Below are 16,835 nucleotides of genomic sequence, written 5' to 3' on the forward strand. Positions count from 1 at the left end.
GCCAGTATGCAAGGGCCGCCATGGATGGACAAACGAGATTAAATCCCCTCTAAATGAGAAAAAGGAATATATCCCCTCAAAAGGACCCCACCATGCCGCCCGCCCCGCCGCCGACTGACCGCCTGCCGTCGCTGAAGGCCATCCGCTGCTTCGAGGTTGCCGCCCGCCATGGCTCCTTCACGCTGGCGGCGGCGGAGCTGCACGTCACCCAGGGCGCGGTCAGCCGCCTGATCCAGACGCTGGAAGACGACCTCGGCACCGCCCTGTTTGACCGCCACGGCCGCGCCCTGCGCCTGACCGCCACCGGCGAGGCCTACGCCCAGCAGGTGCGCGGGGCGCTGGAACAGATCGCCGCCGCCTCCCGCGCCGTGCGCCGCCGCCGCGACAGCGGGCTGGTGCGGGTCAACGTGCTGCCCACCTTCGCCCTGCGCTGGCTGGTGCCGCGCCTGCACCGCTTCCGCGCCCGCTGCCCGGATGTGCTGGTTGATGTCACCTCATCCGAAGCGGTGATCGACTTCCGCACCGACCCGGTGGACGTGGCAGTGCGCAACGGCAGCGGCCCGTGGCCGACCGCCGACGCCCACCGCCTGATGGAAGACGATGTCGGCCTGTTCTGCGCCCCCGCCCTTGCCGCCGCCCTGCCCCTGCGCGGCGACCCCGCCGCCGATCTGGCCCTGATGCTGCGCCAGCCGCTGCTGCACCATTCCACCCGCCCCGACGGCTGGGCCGAATGGTGCGCCGCCACCGGCCAGCCGGAGCCGGACCTGACCCACGCCCCGTCGTTCGAGCACTTTTTCATGATCATCGAAGCCATCGCCGCCGGGATGGGCAGCGGCCTGCTGCCCCTGTTCCTCGCCCGCGCCGAGGTCGCCGCCGGGCGGCTGATCCAGCCGGTGCCCCACGTCATCCGCCGCAGCAAACCCTACGCCCTCCTCCACGCCCCCGGCGCCGGACACAGCGGCCCCATCCGCGCCTTCTGCGACTGGCTGCGCGAAGAAGTCGCCGCCGATGGAATGGAGGTGTGAGGGTGGCGGGGCCTGAAGGGAGCCGTGGGGCTTTGCCCCACACCCCACAAGGAGCCTCAGGCTCCTTGACCTCAGGATTTATGACTGGGGGAGCCTCAGGCTCCTTGACCTCAGGGTTTATTGCCGGAGAATTGCTTGGACGACACCGTCTAAATCATCTTCAAAGGCCGCAAAGCTGGGCATATCCTTCAGTTTTTCGATAGCCCCAAGTGCCGCTTTGACACGATCTGCCAGATCCGGCCCGGAGCACTCCTCCCCAAGCAAAGCAATCAGTTGGCTTTTTGCTGACTTGGGAGACGCATCGTTGCCTGAAAGCTCCTCTTCCAGCGACGCACAGGACGAATGAGGACACGCCCCGAACAGACACAGCAGCCACGCCTCAGACTTCGGCTGCGGCAGCATCGGGACACCAGACGAAAAGCCCTCCACGTTGAATCCATCATGGACAGATTTCCGCTTGGTGCGCCACTCACCCGGGTCTGTGCGGCCAGTTCCATCCGTATCCCGGAAAAATACTGCGATCACGTCATCACAGGCTTCTTCGGCTTTTCTCTTCGCCAGTCTCCCAAAAGCCCTTGCATTATCATAGAAAAACCGTGTCTCTGCCCCGGCTTTTTTGCCCCGGAACCGTGGAACAGAGCCTCCCTTGGTCTGTTCAGCGTCCTCAAGTAAGACCGTCTTATGAACGTATTCAAGGCTATCCGGACATGTTTCGAGGTCATAGCCAATCAAGGGCTCCAGCAACCCAAGCAGCAATGCCGTCATTGGCCCGGCAGTGAAAACACCGGCATCCGACGCCCCAAGATCCGTCGGCCCTTCTCCACTGAGCAGCAGGATCATTTTTCGATCTCCGCCCCTCGCATCTCCTCCCGGTCAAGGGCAATACATTCCTCGGTCAACCGCTTCAGGTCGGTATCAACAAAGGCATCCCCCGGCCCCATGGTCCGCAGCTTTTCTGCCATCCGGTCAAGGCTGAAGAAGGGTCGGACCCGGGTTTCCCCCTCCGGCGTCTTATAGACGAACTGAACCGCCTGCTTCGCCACTACGTCATCAAGGTAGTTAAGAATCAAAGGACTGTGGGTTGTCACCATGGTCTGATGTGGGGAGTGGACCAAAGTATCGACCAGTATTTCAATCAGTTCCTGATTGATGCCATTCTCGATTTCGTCCAGCAGAACCATTGACCGACCTGACGCAAGCTGTGTCAGAACGGCCAGAATACGCAGCATCCCATCATTCATATGGGCTGCCTCGGTTTCCAGACGCCGCCCGCCGAACTCTTCAAGCACCGCCAGCTTTTTCCAGCCAGCCCGCAGTGAAGAGACATTGAGGTCTGTCAGATGTGGATAAAAAGCACGCAATGCCTCAGCCAGACGCCCCCGCTTTTCCGGCGACAACGTCCCCAGATAGGCCGACAGCTTTTCCCCGCCGACCCCAATACCCGCCTCGGTTGATCGCGCCTTCTTGCGAAGAAGATGCGGCGACAGCAATTCCAGAGACCCGATATCTATAATTTTAGACCGCAACTCCTTAATATACCTCGGAAGACCTTCAGGTTTCATGACGGAAAAAATAGAGCCTTCATAATCAAAAGCAATTTTTAAACTTCTATCTTTACTGATCCAATAATGACCGTCAATTACATTAAAAATAGGCTCCCCCTTATCAATTATCATTTCATTTGTCATTCTCATCAAGTTTACATTGAAATCACCACACCATGTAATGGGAAACCCATTACCAAAATCAATATCAACAGAAATAAAAATATTTCTTTTTCTAAGAAGCTTACAATTCAAATCAGACTTCTTCCAACCCCTGGCATCCAGCCAATCCTGAATCCGCCCCTTCATGAGCTGAGAAATGAAGTCCATCGCCTGCAACAGGGTGCTTTTTCCGGCCCCGTTCATCCCGATCAGGCAGGTGAAGTGAGAGGGATAAAACGTCACATCCGCCAAAGATTTAAAATTTCTAATGCAAATACGCGTAATCATCGCGCAACTCCGAAATCACAGGGACATGCCCAAACCGCATAATGCAAAGGGCCCTGCCTACGATCAACAGTGGATGCACGACCTTCATGCATCACGACCGGAACAAATCCCAATCATCCGCAAAACAGAGGTCAAGGAGGCCGCGCCTCCTTGCGGGTGCGGGCAGAGCCCGCGCGGTTCTTACGTCTGCTGGCAAAGCCAGCGGAACAGGTTTCAGGGCAGCACCCTCAATCCCATTCCCCCGGTTCCGGTCCCCGGCGGGGAGCGGCGGCGGCGGGGGAGAAGGCGGCGGGGCGGCGGCGGGCCGGGGCCTCTTCCAGCCAGCTTTCATCTTCGGCGCGGCCCAGGGCCTGCTGCACGCGTTCCACCTGCCGCACCGGCGGTTGCGGCGGGGCGGGCGGGCGTTTCGGGGCGGGGTCTTTCTGAAGCGGCGGGCCGGGGGGCAGCGGCAGTTCTTCCAGCCGGGCGCGGGCGGGGGCGACGGCGGCCCCGCTGCGGCGCAGGACGATTTCCTGCACCTGCAACAGGGCGCGACGGAAGGCCACCGGGTTCTCGATGCCCTTCACGGCCTCCCCGGCCTCGCTGGCGCCGGTGACGGTGATGGTGCCGAAGTTGAACAGGCGGCCCCACAGGCCCTGTTCAATGCGCACGCTTTCCACCTTGGCGATGTGGAATTCGACGGTGCGGCGGCGCACCAGACCCAGCCGGGCGACGACGCGGCGGTTGGTCACGCACAGCTCGGTGGAGGAATAATAGACGCTGGCCGACATCCACAGCACCAGCCCATAGCCGAACAGCGGCAGCAGCAGCAGCCCGGCCAGCAGCTTCGGCAGGATCGCCCACAGGCTGACCGCCCCTTCGTAGAGTATCTTTTCCCCGTCGAGCAGGGATTCCCGAACATAGCTGGCCACGCTGTGCCCCTTGTCTGCGGATGGCCCGGGAAGGCCCCGGACCAGCATACGCCAGCGCCGCCCGGCGGCAATTCCGCGCCCGGCACCGGCCTGTTTTCTGTCCATCCGCAGGGCTTCTGCCCCACCATTCCCTGATCCGTTATGCCCCAAAGAGTTAAGAAAATCGTTGAGAAAGTTCACCCGGCGGTGTTCCGGCCCCGCCTGCGGCGCAGCCCTGCCCTGCGTGTGGCCCCAGTGGTCGGCCCCGGCCGGGGCGGGCCATAGTGGCGGACCGGGCCATTTTCTCTTCTATACAAGGACTTCCCCACCGTGATCGTGCGTGACAAACCGGGGCTGCTGCGGCTGTTTCTGATCGTGCGGGGATCGGTGGTGCAACAGATCTGGCCGCAGGTCGGGCTGGTGATGGCGCTGTCGCTGGCGGTGGTGCTGGGCCACGCCCATGCGCCGGGGCTGATCCCCACCGTCAACGGGGCACCGTTTGCGCTGGTGGGCATTGCGCTGTCGGTGTTTCTGGGGTTCCGCAACAACGCCTGTTACGACCGCTGGTGGGAAGCCCGGAAGATCTGGGGCCATCTGGTGACGGTCAGCCGCGATCTGGTGCGCCAGACCCTGCTGCTGCCCCCGCGTGGTGCCACCGGGGCGCGGGCGCGGGAAACCCTGCTGCGGCAGGCGGTGGTGTTTGCCCATGCGCTGGCCCGCCATGTGCGCGGCACCGACACACCGGGGAACGCCATCACCTCCGACTGGCCGCACCCCGACCAGCCGCTGCTGCGGATGGGGGAAACGCTGGCCGCGCTGCGGGCGGCCCCGGCCCCGGTGCTCTCCGATGTGGAATTCACCCTGCTGGACCACACGGTGGGGCAGCTTTCCGCCGTGCTGTCTTCCTGCGAGCGGCTGCGCAACACGCCGGTGCCGTTTGGCTACACGCTGCTGCTGCACCGCACCGCCTATCTGTTCTGCTTCATGCTGCCGTTTGGCTTTGCCGATGTGCTGGGGCTGGCGACGCCGCTGGCCGCCGGAGTGGTGGCCTATACGCTGTTCGGGCTGGATGCCCTGAGCGAGGAGCTGGAAGAGCCCTTCGGCATCCTGCCGAACGACCTGCCGATCACCGCGCTGGCGATTGCGGTGGAACGCATCCTGCGCGGCGCACTGGGGGATACCGATCTGCCGTCCCCCGCCGAGCCGGTGGACGGCATTCTGCTGTAAAAACTGGCCCCGCCGAGCCGGTAGACAGCATTCTGCTGTAAAAACTGGCCCCCGCCGAGCCGGTGGACGGCATCCTGCTGTAAAAACTGGCCCCCGCCGAGCCGGTGGACGGCATCCTGCTGTAAAAACTGGCCCCCGCCGAGCCGGTGGACGGCATTCTGCTGTAAAAACTGGCCCCCGCCGAGCCGGTGGACGGCATTCTGCTGTAAAAACTGGCCCCCGCCGAGCCGGTGGACGGCATCCTGCTGTAAGGGTGGCGCGGTTACGCGCTGCGGAGGGTCACCAGCCCGGCATCCCGCAGGCTGGTCAGCAGCGCCGCCACATCAGCCGCGAGGGTGTCCGCCGGGGCATCATAGCGTTCGGTCAGGCTCTGGCACAGGTCGCCGAAGCAGACCGGCGTTTCCAGATGGCCCCAGATGACGGTGCCGATCCGGTCGAGGGTGAAGTAGCGGCCACTGGTCACATCCATCATCACCAGCTCGCCATCAATTTCGGTGGTCAGCGGATTGGGGCTGCGGACAAAAACCGTTTCAGTTGAAAAAGCCATAGTGACACCCGTACCTATGATGGCAGAAGAAAAGCGGGCCCGGTTATGGCACGGGGATACCCCGGCTGTAAACGCACAGCCGCCCGGCCTCCGGCTTACAGCGGCACATCCTGCCGCCGGTCACGGGCGATCAGGGCCTGAATCTGCTGCACGATCTGGTCGGCATGGGCGGTGGCGAGGCGGTCCGCCGCCGCCACATCGCGGGCGGCGATGGCGGCAATCAGGGCGTCATGCTCTTCAACATACTGCGGCGGCAGGCGGTCTTCGAAGGCGGAGTAATACAGCCGCAGGATCCGCCGCCCTTCATCCAGCACCCGGGTGAACAGGCTGAGGTAATAGGGGTTGCGGGCGGCCTCGGCGATGGCAACGTGGAAATCGCGGTTGGCGGCGATCATTTCCAGCGCGTTGTGCCCGGCGACGGCACGGGCGAAAGCGGCCTGCCGGGCGCGGATCTCCTCCAGATCGGCGGCGGTGTGCATCTGCGCCGCCAGCCGGGTGGTGACGCGGTACATCAGCGTCAGCGCATCGAAAAAGGTGTGGAGATTCAGGAAATCAATCACCGCCACCACGGTGGAACGGTTGGGGAGCGTGGTGACCAGCCCGTCGCAGGCCAGCCGCACCAGCGCCTCCCGCACCGGGGTGCGGGACATGGCAAAGCGTTCGGACAGCTGCTGTTCATCCAGCGGACTGCCCGGCGGCAGGGCGAGGTCGATGATTTCATCGCGGAGGATGTCATAGACCACCCGCGCCCCCTCCCCCCGCTTCCGCTCCGGCAGGGTGTCAACAGGGGCAGCGGAGGGGGGAGGAGAAGGGGAACGCGCCATGGGATGCTGCCGCCGTGAAAAAGGGGGGTGGTGTGTCGACAGGCAGGATACAGGCGGCGGCGGGGGTGGGGCAAGCGGGGGGGGTGGAGTGGTGGGAAGGGCCGGATGACGGGGGCCTTGCCCCCGCTCCCCCGCGTGAGAGGCGCGGCCTCTCACACTCTCGGTCAGGGCTGAAGGGCCATCTGTTGCTGTTTTTCGGCCTGAAGGAGCCTGTAATACATGATGATGTCAGCGCCAAATTTAGTTAATACATAATAAATTCCATCATTTAAATCATTAACAAGACCAAGTCTTTTGTACTCTGAAATTATATATCTTCTTACATCTTTATTGTTTATTCCATTTTTTTGCAAAAACTCATGAAAACTATTTATGCTAAATTTTCCATAAAATACGTTATCAATTAATATAAACAAATCCATAGCATTAACTCTCATTTGATCATGCGAGAATGGAAATCCAAAATTGTTTTCTGCATACTTCATTTTCGCCATAATTTCCGGCGGCACCTGCACCCCACCCGCCTGCCGTTCAAAGGCCTCCACCCTTTCCCGCAGGCTCCGGTTTTCCTCCGACAGCCGCGCCAGTTCGTCCGTCACCGCAGCCGAGGGCAACTGATCAGCCCGGACCCAGCCCCTGCGGGGTGCCACCCGGATCAGTTCCGGCAACGATGACGCCACCTTTGCCGCAAGGTCGTCCGGCGTCTTCCAGAACTTGCACAGCTTCCTGCCGCACACAGCCCGGAACTTATCCACCTTCGCCCGCTTCTCCGGCTCCGTCCGGTTTTGCGGCCAGTTCCCGCGCGCGGATGGATCCAGCAGAAAAGCCGCCACCGGCACCCCGGTCTTCACCGCGAATTCGTATTCCATCTGGGTGTAGCTTTTGCCTTTCACCTCAGACCCATAGCGTTCCGCGACGATGACCAGATAGTAATCGCAGTCTTCAATCCGCCGCTGGATATGCGCCCACTGGCTTTCGTCCGAGGCCTGAAACAGCTCCATCCCCACCGGGATATGCCCCAGATTCAGGATCATCTCCGTCACCGCCCGCCGTTCCTCCTTCAGATCTTCGAAGGTCGAGCTGATGAACACCTGAAATTTCTTATCCACGACACCTCCCCCTGTTCGCCAGAGCGCAGACATCCACCGCAAGTCGTCCGGTTTCAGTAAAACCCGCAGGCTGACAGTGCCGTCAGGCACTTCCCAAACTGGCCCGCCCCAAACTGGCCGGTGACGGCGGGCGGCAGGAAACACCGTGACGGGCCAGTAAGATTTTTCAACTTTTTTCACCCCCTCCACGGTTTTTGAGGAGCTGCCATGCGATCAAGAGTGCATCGGCTCTTCCACAAAAAATCTACCGGAGGGTGCTTTGATTTACCTCATTTTCTCCCTTGTTGCTGGATTGGCTGGCCTGATGGCCGTTGCCCTGTGGATCACGCAGGTAATCCGCATGCTGGTTGCCGGGGCTTTCCTTGGGCTATGTATCTTTTTCTATTGGCTTTATACCCTTTCTCCGGTCGTTGCCGTTACGATTGGCGGTCTCCTCATTTTGATTGTATTCACCCTCGTCATTCGCAATGATCCCGAGGCTGAATGATGACAGATGACACAACCGGGACCATGCCGAGAAAAAGCCCCGACAAGACTGCAACCGCACGGATCATCACCCTCTACCGGATCCTTGAGACCAGCAGGCACCCGCTGACCAAGAAGGAACTGGCGGAGCGGCTGGACTGCTCCAGCGAGTCTGTGCGCCGCCTGTTGCACACGCTGGATCAGGAATTGGGCGATGGCGTTCTGGTGACGGAGACCCGGGAGCAGGACCGGGTGCCAACCCACAGCCTGCGGACCACCCGCCCGCACCCCTTGCAGGGGCTGGCGGATGTTGTGGACCTGTTCGCCCAATGGGTCGATCAGGTGGCGCCGTACCTGCCGGAACAGACGGTCGAACAGGCCCGCAGCGCCCTGCCCCAGCTGGCCATCACCCTCAGCGATGGCGGCCCCGGCTACGGCGGCCCCACGCAAACGGCGGCCCCGCGTTGGCCGATGACCTTCCGCAGCAAGGGGTACATCGACTACATCCCCCACGCGCAGACCCTGAAAACCCTGCGGCAGGCCATTACCGGCGGCCAGGTCTGCGTGGTCGGTTACCACGCCGCCGGGCAGGATGCCCCGCGACGGCACCGGCTGATACCACGGCGGATTGTGGTGCAGTCGGGCACCCTCTACCTGCTGGGGGATGCCCTGACGGAGGGGACCCTGCAACCGGAATACGGCATGACCCTGTCGGTGCACCGCATCCGGACTGTGGACCTGAAGCAGGAATACCTGCGCCCACAGGCGGCAGACGACGGAATGCGGGACCGCCACTTCGGCCTGAAGTGGCATGCACCGCGCCGCTGTGCGGTGTGGATCGCCGCACCGGCCGCCGATTATGTCCGTGACCGGATCTGGAGTGACGACCAGACCATCACCAGCCACACCGACGGCAGCCTGACCCTGCACGTCACCACCACCAGTGAAGAAGAACTGAAGGCCTGGGTCCGCAGCTTCGGCGACCGCGCCCGGCTGGAAGACACCCCCCTGCCGGAACAGGAGAGCGCGTGATGGTTGTAGCCCCCAAGGACGGCAAGACACACCGGTGCGAGGACTGCCATAAAATGTTCAACCCGGTGCCCGTTCTGCTGCGCTGGCTGATCCGGCCCGAACAGATGCCACCTGAGCAGGTCAGATGCCCCCACTGCGGCAGCAGGCGCTACATGATCTTCATGTTCTGAGAACAGCCTTCCCCTTCCCCTCTTCCATCAGGACCGGAGTTCCGCCATGACCGATAAAACCCCCGACACCAGCACCTTCACCGATGCCTACAGCGAGACCGGATTCTGGGAAAAACTGAAGGGCTATGCCCGGGATGCCGGGCGGGAACTCGTCGAGAAAGCGCTGCAACTGTATTACCTGTGGGAGGATGACGCGGTTCCGGCAGCGTCCAAGGCGGTGATCCTCGGGGCGCTTGGCTACTTCATCATGCCGCTGGATGTGATCCCCGATGTGCTGCCCGGCGTTGGCTTTACCGATGACCTTGCCGCCGTCGCCGCAGCCCTCGCCCTGCTGAACCAGTACATCACCGACGACATCCGCGCCAAGGCCACCGCCAAGGCGAAGGAATGGTTTGAGTAAAACCCATCCCGGGCGGGGGTGACAACTCCCCCGACCTAATAAAACCGGGCAGCCAGAACGGGCCTGCCTGCAACCAGCGGGTATGAAAGAGCAGCACCATGGTTTTGCCGATTCTTCTGGGCGTGGGAGCCGTCATGGCGGGGGTGGCGTTGCTTGCCAGTTCTTCCGACAAGGACGATAAAGACAAAAAGGGCGGTAGGGACAAAAAGCCTTCCCGGCCGGTCAGCGAGCAGGCTGCCGTGGCAGCCCTGAAGGCTGAAATCTCGGTGGTCAATAGCGGTCTGCTCCTGAACCTCAGCGACACCGAGATTGATGAACTCGCCCGCAGTCTGTACTTGCAGGCCCCGTATCCGCAACTGTCAACGGGGGATCTGGTCAGCATCGACGCGATCACGGGCTTTATGACCCGCCGCCTGTCGTCTGCCCTGTCCACAGACAGGGCTTCCCCCTCGTTCCTCTCCCCCGCCCAGATTGTCGAAGCCTATCACGAAGCCCCGGATGTCTTTCTGTTCGACAGCATACTTGTCGAAAAAGATCTGTCGAAGCGCCTGAAAAGGGCGGAGGAGACCATCAACATCCTCTCCTGGCTTCAGGAGCGCATCCCCGCCCTTGAAGCGGGACAGGAACCGCTTTCCCCTGAGGCGATATCCTGTCTGCAACACGCCGTCGGCCTGAAACCGGTGCCGCCCTCCTCCCCGTCTCCCATGCTCGATGCCCTGCTGTCAGGTCTTCCCCCCCTCCTCGGGCTATCGTTAACAACGACGATTGCCGCCTACAAAGCACTTTCCCAGCAGGCCAGCAAGGCGGCAACAGCCCCTGTCACCCTGTCCGATGCCCTTACGGTCCTGACCGAACCGAAGCACAATCCGTTCCGGCCCCCCAGCGTCATCCTGCTGGGGGCCTACAACAACGGCAAGTCATCCCTTGGGAATGCACTGGTCGGGGAAGATGACTGTTTCAAGGTCCGCGATATCCCCGAAACCAAGGAGATCAAGAGGAAATCCGCCCACGGCATGATGTTCATCGACAGCCCCGGTCTCTTCGCCGGGGGGCGGCCTGAAGACGAGACCACAGCCCTGTCAGCGGCGGTGGAAGCCGACGTCCTGCTGTTTCTCCACGACTGCACGGCCGGGGAATTGGATCAGGAAGAGATCACGGCCCTCCAGCATCTGGCCTCTTCCCCCGACACATCAGTCCACCTTGTCGTGACCAAAATCGACGAAAAGAGAGATCAGCGGGATGTCCAGAGGATCAAAGACAGAATCCTTGAGCAACTGTCAGAAAGCGGCCTGAACATCCCGGTCAGCCTCACCTCTTCGGCATGGTTCAAATCTCCTGACTTTGTTGAAGAAAGCGGCATCAATGCCTTGATTGCCGCCTTGCAGGCGCAGACGGCCACCGCCCACAGGGCAACTCTGCGCCGGGAGAAATGGAACGACGCCTGGAAGCTGGTGGCCCAGACCACCATCAGCCAACTGGCGCACCAGCGCGACAGAAGTCAGAAAGCCATCATCGAGATACAGTCCCTCTCTTCCACCCTTAATCAAATTACATCCACCGCAAACGACCTCAAGACGCGCAGGACGAAAGAATGATGACGCCGGAACAGACCTTCTTCGACAGCGCCCGCCGGTTTACCGCCCTGCGCAAAACCGTCAAGACACAGGAAACCACCCTGCTGACACAGCTTAAGGCGCTGGAACAACGCCTGACGGAGCTGAGTCAGGGCAACGGGGACACCAGAAAAGACCCGATCGCCGATCATGCGGAACAGCTTTACAGGGCCATCGCCGCGGAGATGAAAGAGTGGCAGGAAGACTGGGAAGCCAAAAGCCCGGCCCGCAGCCTGAGCGCCACCTTTGATGACCGCCTGATTTTTCTGGTTTTCGGCAAGGTCAACGCCGGGAAGAGCAGCTTCCTGAACTTTTTCTGCCGCCGGGCGGAAGCCTGCGGCTTTGTCGTCACCCGCAGCAGGATCGAGAATAATAAGCGGGTCCCTCTGGCCGGAGAGTTTGAAGAAGGCAGCATCGAAACCACCGCCGCCATCCAGATCGCCGATCTGGGGGGCCTGATCACCCTGCTGGATACCCCCGGCCTGCATTCCGTCACCGCAGAAAACGGCGACCTGACCAAACGCTACACCGATGCCGCCGATGGGCTGATGTGGCTGACCGGTTCCAACTCCCCCGGACAGGTGGAGGAGCTGAAAGCCCTGTCCGAAGAACTGCAGATGTCCAAGCCGGTCCAGCCCGTCATTACCAAAAGTGACACACGGGCATGGAAAAAAGTCGATGGGCAAATGGTCTCCAGCATTGCTAACAAATCTGACGACAACCGCCGGGAACAGGAAGAGTACGTCAATGACGCAACACTGAAGGCCCTGGCAGGCGAGAAGATCAGCGTCGAAAAGCCCCCCGCAGCCATTTCCCTGTCGGCGATGATGGCCCAGGAAGAAGGCTGTACCCCATCGGCGATGACCGCCGCCGGGTTTGACCGTCTGTACCAGCAGCTTCTGCCGCTGTCCGACCGAGCCATAGCCTATAAGAAGGAAAAAGCCCTGACCCAGATGAAAGGGCATACCGCAAAGGTCACCCAGGTCATCGACAAGAAGCTCCTGCCCTTCTTCTCCCGCCAGATCGCCCTGTGCGAAGACACCATGCAGGATCTGCTGGGACGGACGCCGCAGCTGTCCCTCAAGGCCGCCCAGCGTCTGGAGGGAGAAATCGACAGGATCATCGGCGCGATCAATGCCGACGCTGAAACTGACAGCAGAAAGGCCGGAGAACGGTTCCAGACGGAACTGAACGCCGCCCTGCCCAAAATCACCCTAGAGATCCTAAAGGAGGGACTCGCGGACTATTTCCAGCGGGCCTCTGAAGCCACCATGCTCTCCGTCACCCTGACCTCCACGGAAGCCTGCACCCCCACTGTCAACTATGTCGCCTATGAAGAAAAAACAGGGTCATTCTGGTCTGGCCTGTTCTCTCTCGTCGGGGTGGTTGCGGGCATGCTTGTCAACCCTCTGGCAGCATTGGCAGGCTCTGCCGTCGGCAGCACGATCGGCGGAACACTCGCAGGAACTGAGCAGAAACGCAGGTTTTCCTCCTTCGACTGGAAAAAAACAAAAAAAGACATCCTCGAAAAATTACAGCCGCCCCTGCAATCGGCAATCCGGGAGAACATACAGTTTATCTGTAACTCTCTGGCAAAGCAGGCTGATACCTACAAGGAGCAGATGTCTGAAGTTGCTTTTCTTGCAGACACCCTTAAACATTCCGGGAAGTAAGAGACCATCATGGATATCAGCAACCGCATTGTCCGCCTTTATCCGCTTCTGGCCCAGTCTGCCCGGCTGACCGAGCGCTACCTGTCCGGTGACACCCGGCAGACGGCAGAGGCTTTTCTGCATTCGACGGAAAAAGAAACCGTCGAGGTCATGCTCTACGGTGCCTATAACGCCGGAAAAAGCACAACCATCAACATGTTGCTGGGGCGTGATGAGGCCAAGGTACAGGACCGGCCAACCACCGATTCCATTGATCCCTTCGACTGGAACGGTATTACCCTGCTGGACACTCCCGGCCTGAATGCACCGATCGAGCATGAAGAATGCACCCAGAACCATCTGGCAAAGGCCGATCTGGTTCTGCTGGTGATCCGTGATGGTGATCAGGACGCCGCCGGAGTTTACGACCGGCTGTTCACCCTGATCAAGAATGACCGCTCTGTCTTTATCGTCCTCAACCATACCGAGACCTCGGCAGAGAATGCCGAACCTCAATTGCGCCGCCTGAACACTCTGCTGGTCAGGAAAGGGGCTGAAGCCGGTCTGGATATTGACAGGCTCGGCACGATCCCGGTTCTGGCCCTGAATGCGGAAATGGCCCTGTTCGGCCGGAAACAGAACGAGCCGGACCTTCTGGCTGCCTCAGGCTATAACGATTTCATCGATCAGTTTGAACGGTGGCTGAAGGACAGCACCGAGGTTGATACCCGGCTGCGCCGTCTGTGCCAGCGGTTTGAAGGGGCGGTCCTGACCCCGCTGACACAGACCCTTGAAGCCCAGTGTGCTTCCGTCGGCAGCGATGTGGAAAAGCGCAGCGCCCTGATCGGACATCTGAAAGAACAGAAGACCCGTCTCATTGCCCAAGCCCGCAACAAAGCCATCACCCTTTGCAACGAATACAAGGGACAGATCGGGACCCTGATCGACACCCCCAACACTACCTCAGCCTCGATCAATGCGCAGTTGCAGGTCTTCATGACCGACGCATCCAGCACGCTGTCAGCATGGATTCAGACAGAGCTCACCAGCATTGCCGCCGATCTCACCATCTTCACCGAGACAACCGGGGTCAGTCTGTCAACTCAAGACGTTGATACTGAGGGATCCTTTGACTTCGGCACCCTCCTCCAGACTCTGGACGCCGGAGCAGCCGGTAAAGGGGTGGAAATCTTTAACGCCCTGATCGACAAAATCAACAAGACAGTCACCTTCCAGATCCCCAAGATCCCCATCGCTTACGTCGGCCCGATTCTGGAAGCGACGAAGTTTCTGTACGGACTGTACGCGTCCGTCCGCGCAAATCAGGCCGCACAGGATGCAGCCATCCGGAAGGTTCAGAGCATCACCACGATTGCCGACAAAATGGGCTCTGCTCTGGCCAACCATGCGGAAGAGGTGATCCGGTCCCACCTTGATCAGCAGATCACGCGGGAAGAACAAGCCCTGAAAGACCTGACGGATGCCATGCAGGACGGGCCGCAGAAAGACCTGATCACCGTGGCAACCCTCCGGCAGAAGGCCGCCGCCCTGTAACCCAACCTACCGCACCACCGGATAGAAGGGATCACCCCACGGTTCGTCGGGGTGATCCATCATCAGGTCAAGGAACAGCGGGATCAGAAATCCGACGATTTTCGCCCCGCCCTTGACCTGATCCCGGTTGACCTTGCCATCCCACGTGGCCCCGCCGTGCACCAGCTGGTTGCGCAGCACGTACAGCCGGTCAAACACCGCCGTCAGCACCGTCAGGGTGTCGCGTTCCTCCATCGCCCGCATCACCTGCGTCCGGCTGCGCTGAAACCGCCGGTCCCAGTCCTCGTTCCCCGGCACCCGGTTGTGGTGCGCCCAGAACGGCTGGAACACATACTTACTGTCCACGATCATCCGCACCGGGCCGGTAAAGCGCTGCCACACCGCATCGTAGATCCGGCCCTGCGTATCCAGCCGCACCAGCCGGGCAAAATAATCGGTATAGGCACTGCGCTCCCCGGTCCGCTCCGCGCCGCGTTCTTCCGCATAGGCGGCGTTGAAGGCAATCCACAGGAAGACAAAGGCGGCATCGCTGTCGTCCTTTTCCTGCTCCGCCCGCTGCAACCACGACAGCGCCCGGTGAACCCGCAGCCGCAATCCTTCCTCGAACCCCTCCCGCTCCAGCCGGTTCTTCTTCTTCAGGGTTTCATAGGTCAGCACGGCGCAGTCCCCCAGTCTGTGATTGCCACAACCTTACCCTACCAAAGGGCGACGCGACACCACAGCAAACCCGTAAAAGAACATTTTATTGGGTGAAAACCCCCTCAGATAGCCCTTCACCCCGCCCACCCCATGGCTTCGGCGCGGGCTTTGTGGCGGGCGGCGATTTCGGCGCGGGTTTCGGGGCGGAAGCGGCCGCCGCCCGCGCGGGCGGACAGGCCGGAACCGGACCCCGCCCCGGCGGTCCGGCGGGCCTGTTGCTCCGCCCGCCGCTGTTGCAGCAGCGCCGCCGTGTGGGCCGCCAGTTCCGGGGCGATCAGCGCCCGCAGCTCCGCCGGGAGGGGCAGGCGGAAGCCGTTGGTCCACTGCACCAGCACCCGCTTCAGCATCAGCGGCAGCAGATCCGGCGGCACGTCGTCCAGCCCTTCACGGTACAGGCGGGTCAGCACCGCCCAGTCCTCCACCCGGATGCCGAAGCCATCCGCCATCCGCCGCAACTGGCCGATCAGGACGGAAAGCGTCTTCCGCCGTGGCGGCATCTCCGCCTCCGGCCCTGCCAACACCGGGGTCTGGTTTGCCGGAACCCCGGCGGGCGCAATCAGGGCAATGTGTGTCTGGGTCATCGTGTTACGCCTCCGGCATCGGGTCAAAGGGGTCAGACGGGTCAAGGCCAAGGGCGGAGAGAATGGCGCGGTCGGCCTCCTCGCCGGTCATGCCGCGTGATTTCCGCCCCCGGGGGAGAGCAGCAGCAGCAGCCCCACACCCGGCCCCTTCCCCGGCCCCTCCTCCGGCACAGGTCGGCAGGTGTTCCAGCAGGGCGGCCTGAAAATACGTCAGCGTCGCCGGGGGTGGGCGGCCCTTGTCGCGCAGGGCGGTCAGGCGCATCCGCAGGTATGCCCGCGCTTCGCCCCGCACCTGCCCGGCGGACAGGCCCAGCCGTGCCGCCGTCGCCAGCACCCGGGCGGCGGTCGCGGCCTCTGCCGGGGTGGGTGGCGCGGTGGCCGTGGGGGATGCGCCGCTGCCCGGCCACAGCGTCGCCCGTTCCTGATGGAAAGCCGTGACCAAAGCCGCCGCATCCTCTGCCGGGGCGGAAGCAGCAGCAGCAGCCTGCCCTTCCTCCTCCTGCTCCCTCTTCCCTCCTTCCTCCTTCTCTTCCTCCTTCTCTCCCTCCTTCCCTTCCTCTTCCCTCTGCGGCGGCAGTACGGTACCGGTACCGTACCGGTGCGGAACCGGTTCGGCACCGGGCATGCCGACATAGCCGCGCAGCTCATCCGGCAGCGGATGCACATAGCTGGGCTTGCGCGGGCGCTGGTACTTCATGAAGTTGCGCACCGCCCCGAACCGCCGCCCCTCCACCTGATAGGCGTGGATGAAGTTGGCCGCCGCCAGCTCTGCCAGCAGGGCATCCAGATCCACCGTATTGGCCGGAAAGATCCGGACTTTCAGGGTCATCGGCTTCCAGTCGAACACGCCCTGATCATCGGCCTGCGCCCACAGGCCGCGCAGCAGCTCCCGCGCCGCGAAGGACAGGGTCATGTAGGCTTCATCGGTAAAAATGCCGGGATGCTGAGAGCGGATCCGGGCCATGGCAGTACCCTCCAAAAATCAACAAAACAGAGGTCAAGGAGGCTGCGCCTCCTTGCGGGCGTGGGCAGAGCCCACTGTTAAGTGTGTCG

General features: G+C 61.7%; 17 protein-coding genes. 8 read left to right on the forward strand and 9 right to left on the reverse strand.

Annotation, left to right across the window (positions count from 1 at the left end):
- Positions 1 to 92: 92 nt before the first annotated feature.
- Positions 93 to 1,025, forward strand: coding sequence for a LysR substrate-binding domain-containing protein (locus tag FHS48_RS08065; RefSeq protein ID WP_184263053.1), 933 nt, complete (start codon positions 93 to 95; stop codon positions 1,023 to 1,025).
- A gap of 117 nt (positions 1,026 to 1,142) precedes the next feature.
- Here the strand turns inward: FHS48_RS08065 and FHS48_RS08070 are convergent, their stop codons facing one another.
- The 3 genes from FHS48_RS08070 to FHS48_RS08080 form a co-directional block, all read right to left on the reverse strand.
- A complete protein-coding gene (locus FHS48_RS08070; RefSeq protein WP_184263054.1) occupies positions 1,143 to 1,865 on the reverse strand; it encodes a hypothetical protein in 723 nt (240 codons plus the stop codon).
- Positions 1,862 to 3,019 carry an AAA family ATPase gene (locus FHS48_RS08075; RefSeq protein ID WP_184263055.1) on the reverse strand — a complete coding sequence of 386 codons (1,158 nt, stop codon included), beginning with the start codon at positions 3,017 to 3,019 and terminating at the stop codon, positions 1,862 to 1,864. Before FHS48_RS08075 ends, FHS48_RS08070 begins: the two co-directional genes overlap by 4 nt.
- A gap of 227 nt (positions 3,020 to 3,246) precedes the next feature.
- Positions 3,247 to 3,930 carry a PH domain-containing protein gene (locus FHS48_RS08080; RefSeq protein ID WP_184263056.1) on the reverse strand — a complete coding sequence of 228 codons (684 nt, stop codon included), beginning with the start codon at positions 3,928 to 3,930 and terminating at the stop codon, positions 3,247 to 3,249.
- 309 nt (positions 3,931 to 4,239) lie between these two features.
- On the opposite strand from FHS48_RS08080, the gene FHS48_RS08085 reads away from it, so the two are divergent.
- A complete protein-coding gene (locus FHS48_RS08085) occupies positions 4,240 to 5,136 on the forward strand; it encodes a bestrophin family protein (protein ID WP_184263057.1) in 897 nt (298 codons plus the stop codon).
- 262 nt (positions 5,137 to 5,398) lie between these two features.
- Here the strand turns inward: FHS48_RS08085 and FHS48_RS08090 are convergent, their stop codons facing one another.
- The 3 genes from FHS48_RS08090 to FHS48_RS08100 form a co-directional block, all read right to left on the reverse strand.
- A complete protein-coding gene (locus tag FHS48_RS08090; protein WP_184263058.1) occupies positions 5,399 to 5,683 on the reverse strand; it encodes a PqqD family peptide modification chaperone in 285 nt (94 codons plus the stop codon).
- Positions 5,684 to 5,778: 95 nt separating this feature from the next.
- Positions 5,779 to 6,507, reverse strand: coding sequence for a GntR family transcriptional regulator (locus FHS48_RS08095; protein ID WP_184263059.1), 729 nt, complete (start codon positions 6,505 to 6,507; stop codon positions 5,779 to 5,781).
- Between the two features lie 164 nt (positions 6,508 to 6,671).
- Positions 6,672 to 7,796, reverse strand: coding sequence for a DUF4062 domain-containing protein (locus FHS48_RS08100; RefSeq protein ID WP_184263060.1), 1,125 nt, complete (start codon positions 7,794 to 7,796; stop codon positions 6,672 to 6,674).
- A 79-nt stretch (positions 7,797 to 7,875) separates the two neighbouring features.
- Between FHS48_RS08100 and FHS48_RS08105 the strand changes: the two genes are divergently transcribed.
- The 6 genes from FHS48_RS08105 to FHS48_RS08130 all read left to right on the forward strand — a co-directional run bounded on the left by FHS48_RS08105 (position 7,876) and on the right by FHS48_RS08130 (position 14,502).
- Positions 7,876 to 8,103: a hypothetical protein gene (locus FHS48_RS08105; protein WP_221443426.1), complete on the forward strand. Its 228-nt coding sequence runs from the start codon at positions 7,876 to 7,878 to the stop codon at positions 8,101 to 8,103.
- Positions 8,100 to 9,113 (forward strand): helix-turn-helix transcriptional regulator, encoded by a 1,014-nt coding sequence (locus FHS48_RS08110; RefSeq protein WP_184263062.1) that lies wholly within the window; start codon positions 8,100 to 8,102, stop codon positions 9,111 to 9,113. Before FHS48_RS08105 ends, FHS48_RS08110 begins: the two co-directional genes overlap by 4 nt.
- Before the next feature lie 216 nt (positions 9,114 to 9,329).
- Positions 9,330 to 9,683 (forward strand): YkvA family protein, encoded by a 354-nt coding sequence (locus FHS48_RS08115; RefSeq protein WP_184263063.1) that lies wholly within the window; start codon positions 9,330 to 9,332, stop codon positions 9,681 to 9,683.
- Positions 9,684 to 9,781: 98 nt separating this feature from the next.
- Positions 9,782 to 11,278: a GTPase domain-containing protein gene (locus FHS48_RS08120; protein WP_184263064.1), complete on the forward strand. Its 1,497-nt coding sequence runs from the start codon at positions 9,782 to 9,784 to the stop codon at positions 11,276 to 11,278.
- The gene (locus FHS48_RS08125; RefSeq protein WP_184263065.1) at positions 11,275 to 12,969 is read left to right on the forward strand and encodes a GTPase; all 1,695 of its coding nucleotides are present in this window, start codon (positions 11,275 to 11,277) and stop codon (positions 12,967 to 12,969) included. Before FHS48_RS08120 ends, FHS48_RS08125 begins: the two co-directional genes overlap by 4 nt.
- A 9-nt stretch (positions 12,970 to 12,978) precedes the next feature.
- Positions 12,979 to 14,502 (forward strand): GTPase, encoded by a 1,524-nt coding sequence (locus tag FHS48_RS08130; RefSeq protein ID WP_184263066.1) that lies wholly within the window; start codon positions 12,979 to 12,981, stop codon positions 14,500 to 14,502.
- Between the two features lie 6 nt (positions 14,503 to 14,508).
- Here the strand turns inward: FHS48_RS08130 and FHS48_RS08135 are convergent, their stop codons facing one another.
- The 3 genes from FHS48_RS08135 to FHS48_RS08145 form a co-directional block, all read right to left on the reverse strand.
- Entirely contained in the window at positions 14,509 to 15,159 is a 651-nt protein-coding gene (locus tag FHS48_RS08135) for a HEPN domain-containing protein (protein ID WP_221443427.1), read from the reverse strand.
- Positions 15,160 to 15,275: 116 nt separating this feature from the next.
- The gene (locus FHS48_RS08140; RefSeq protein WP_184263067.1) at positions 15,276 to 15,782 is read right to left on the reverse strand and encodes a hypothetical protein; all 507 of its coding nucleotides are present in this window, start codon (positions 15,780 to 15,782) and stop codon (positions 15,276 to 15,278) included.
- Positions 15,783 to 15,786: 4 nt separating this feature from the next.
- Positions 15,787 to 16,746, reverse strand: a complete 960-nt coding sequence (locus FHS48_RS08145; protein ID WP_184263068.1) for a hypothetical protein — start codon at positions 16,744 to 16,746, stop codon at positions 15,787 to 15,789.
- Between the last annotated feature and the right edge of the window lie 89 nt (positions 16,747 to 16,835).

The sequence above is a fragment of the Novispirillum itersonii genome (assembly GCF_014205675.1).
GTDB lineage: Bacteria > Pseudomonadota > Alphaproteobacteria > Rhodospirillales > Rhodospirillaceae > Novispirillum > Novispirillum itersonii_A.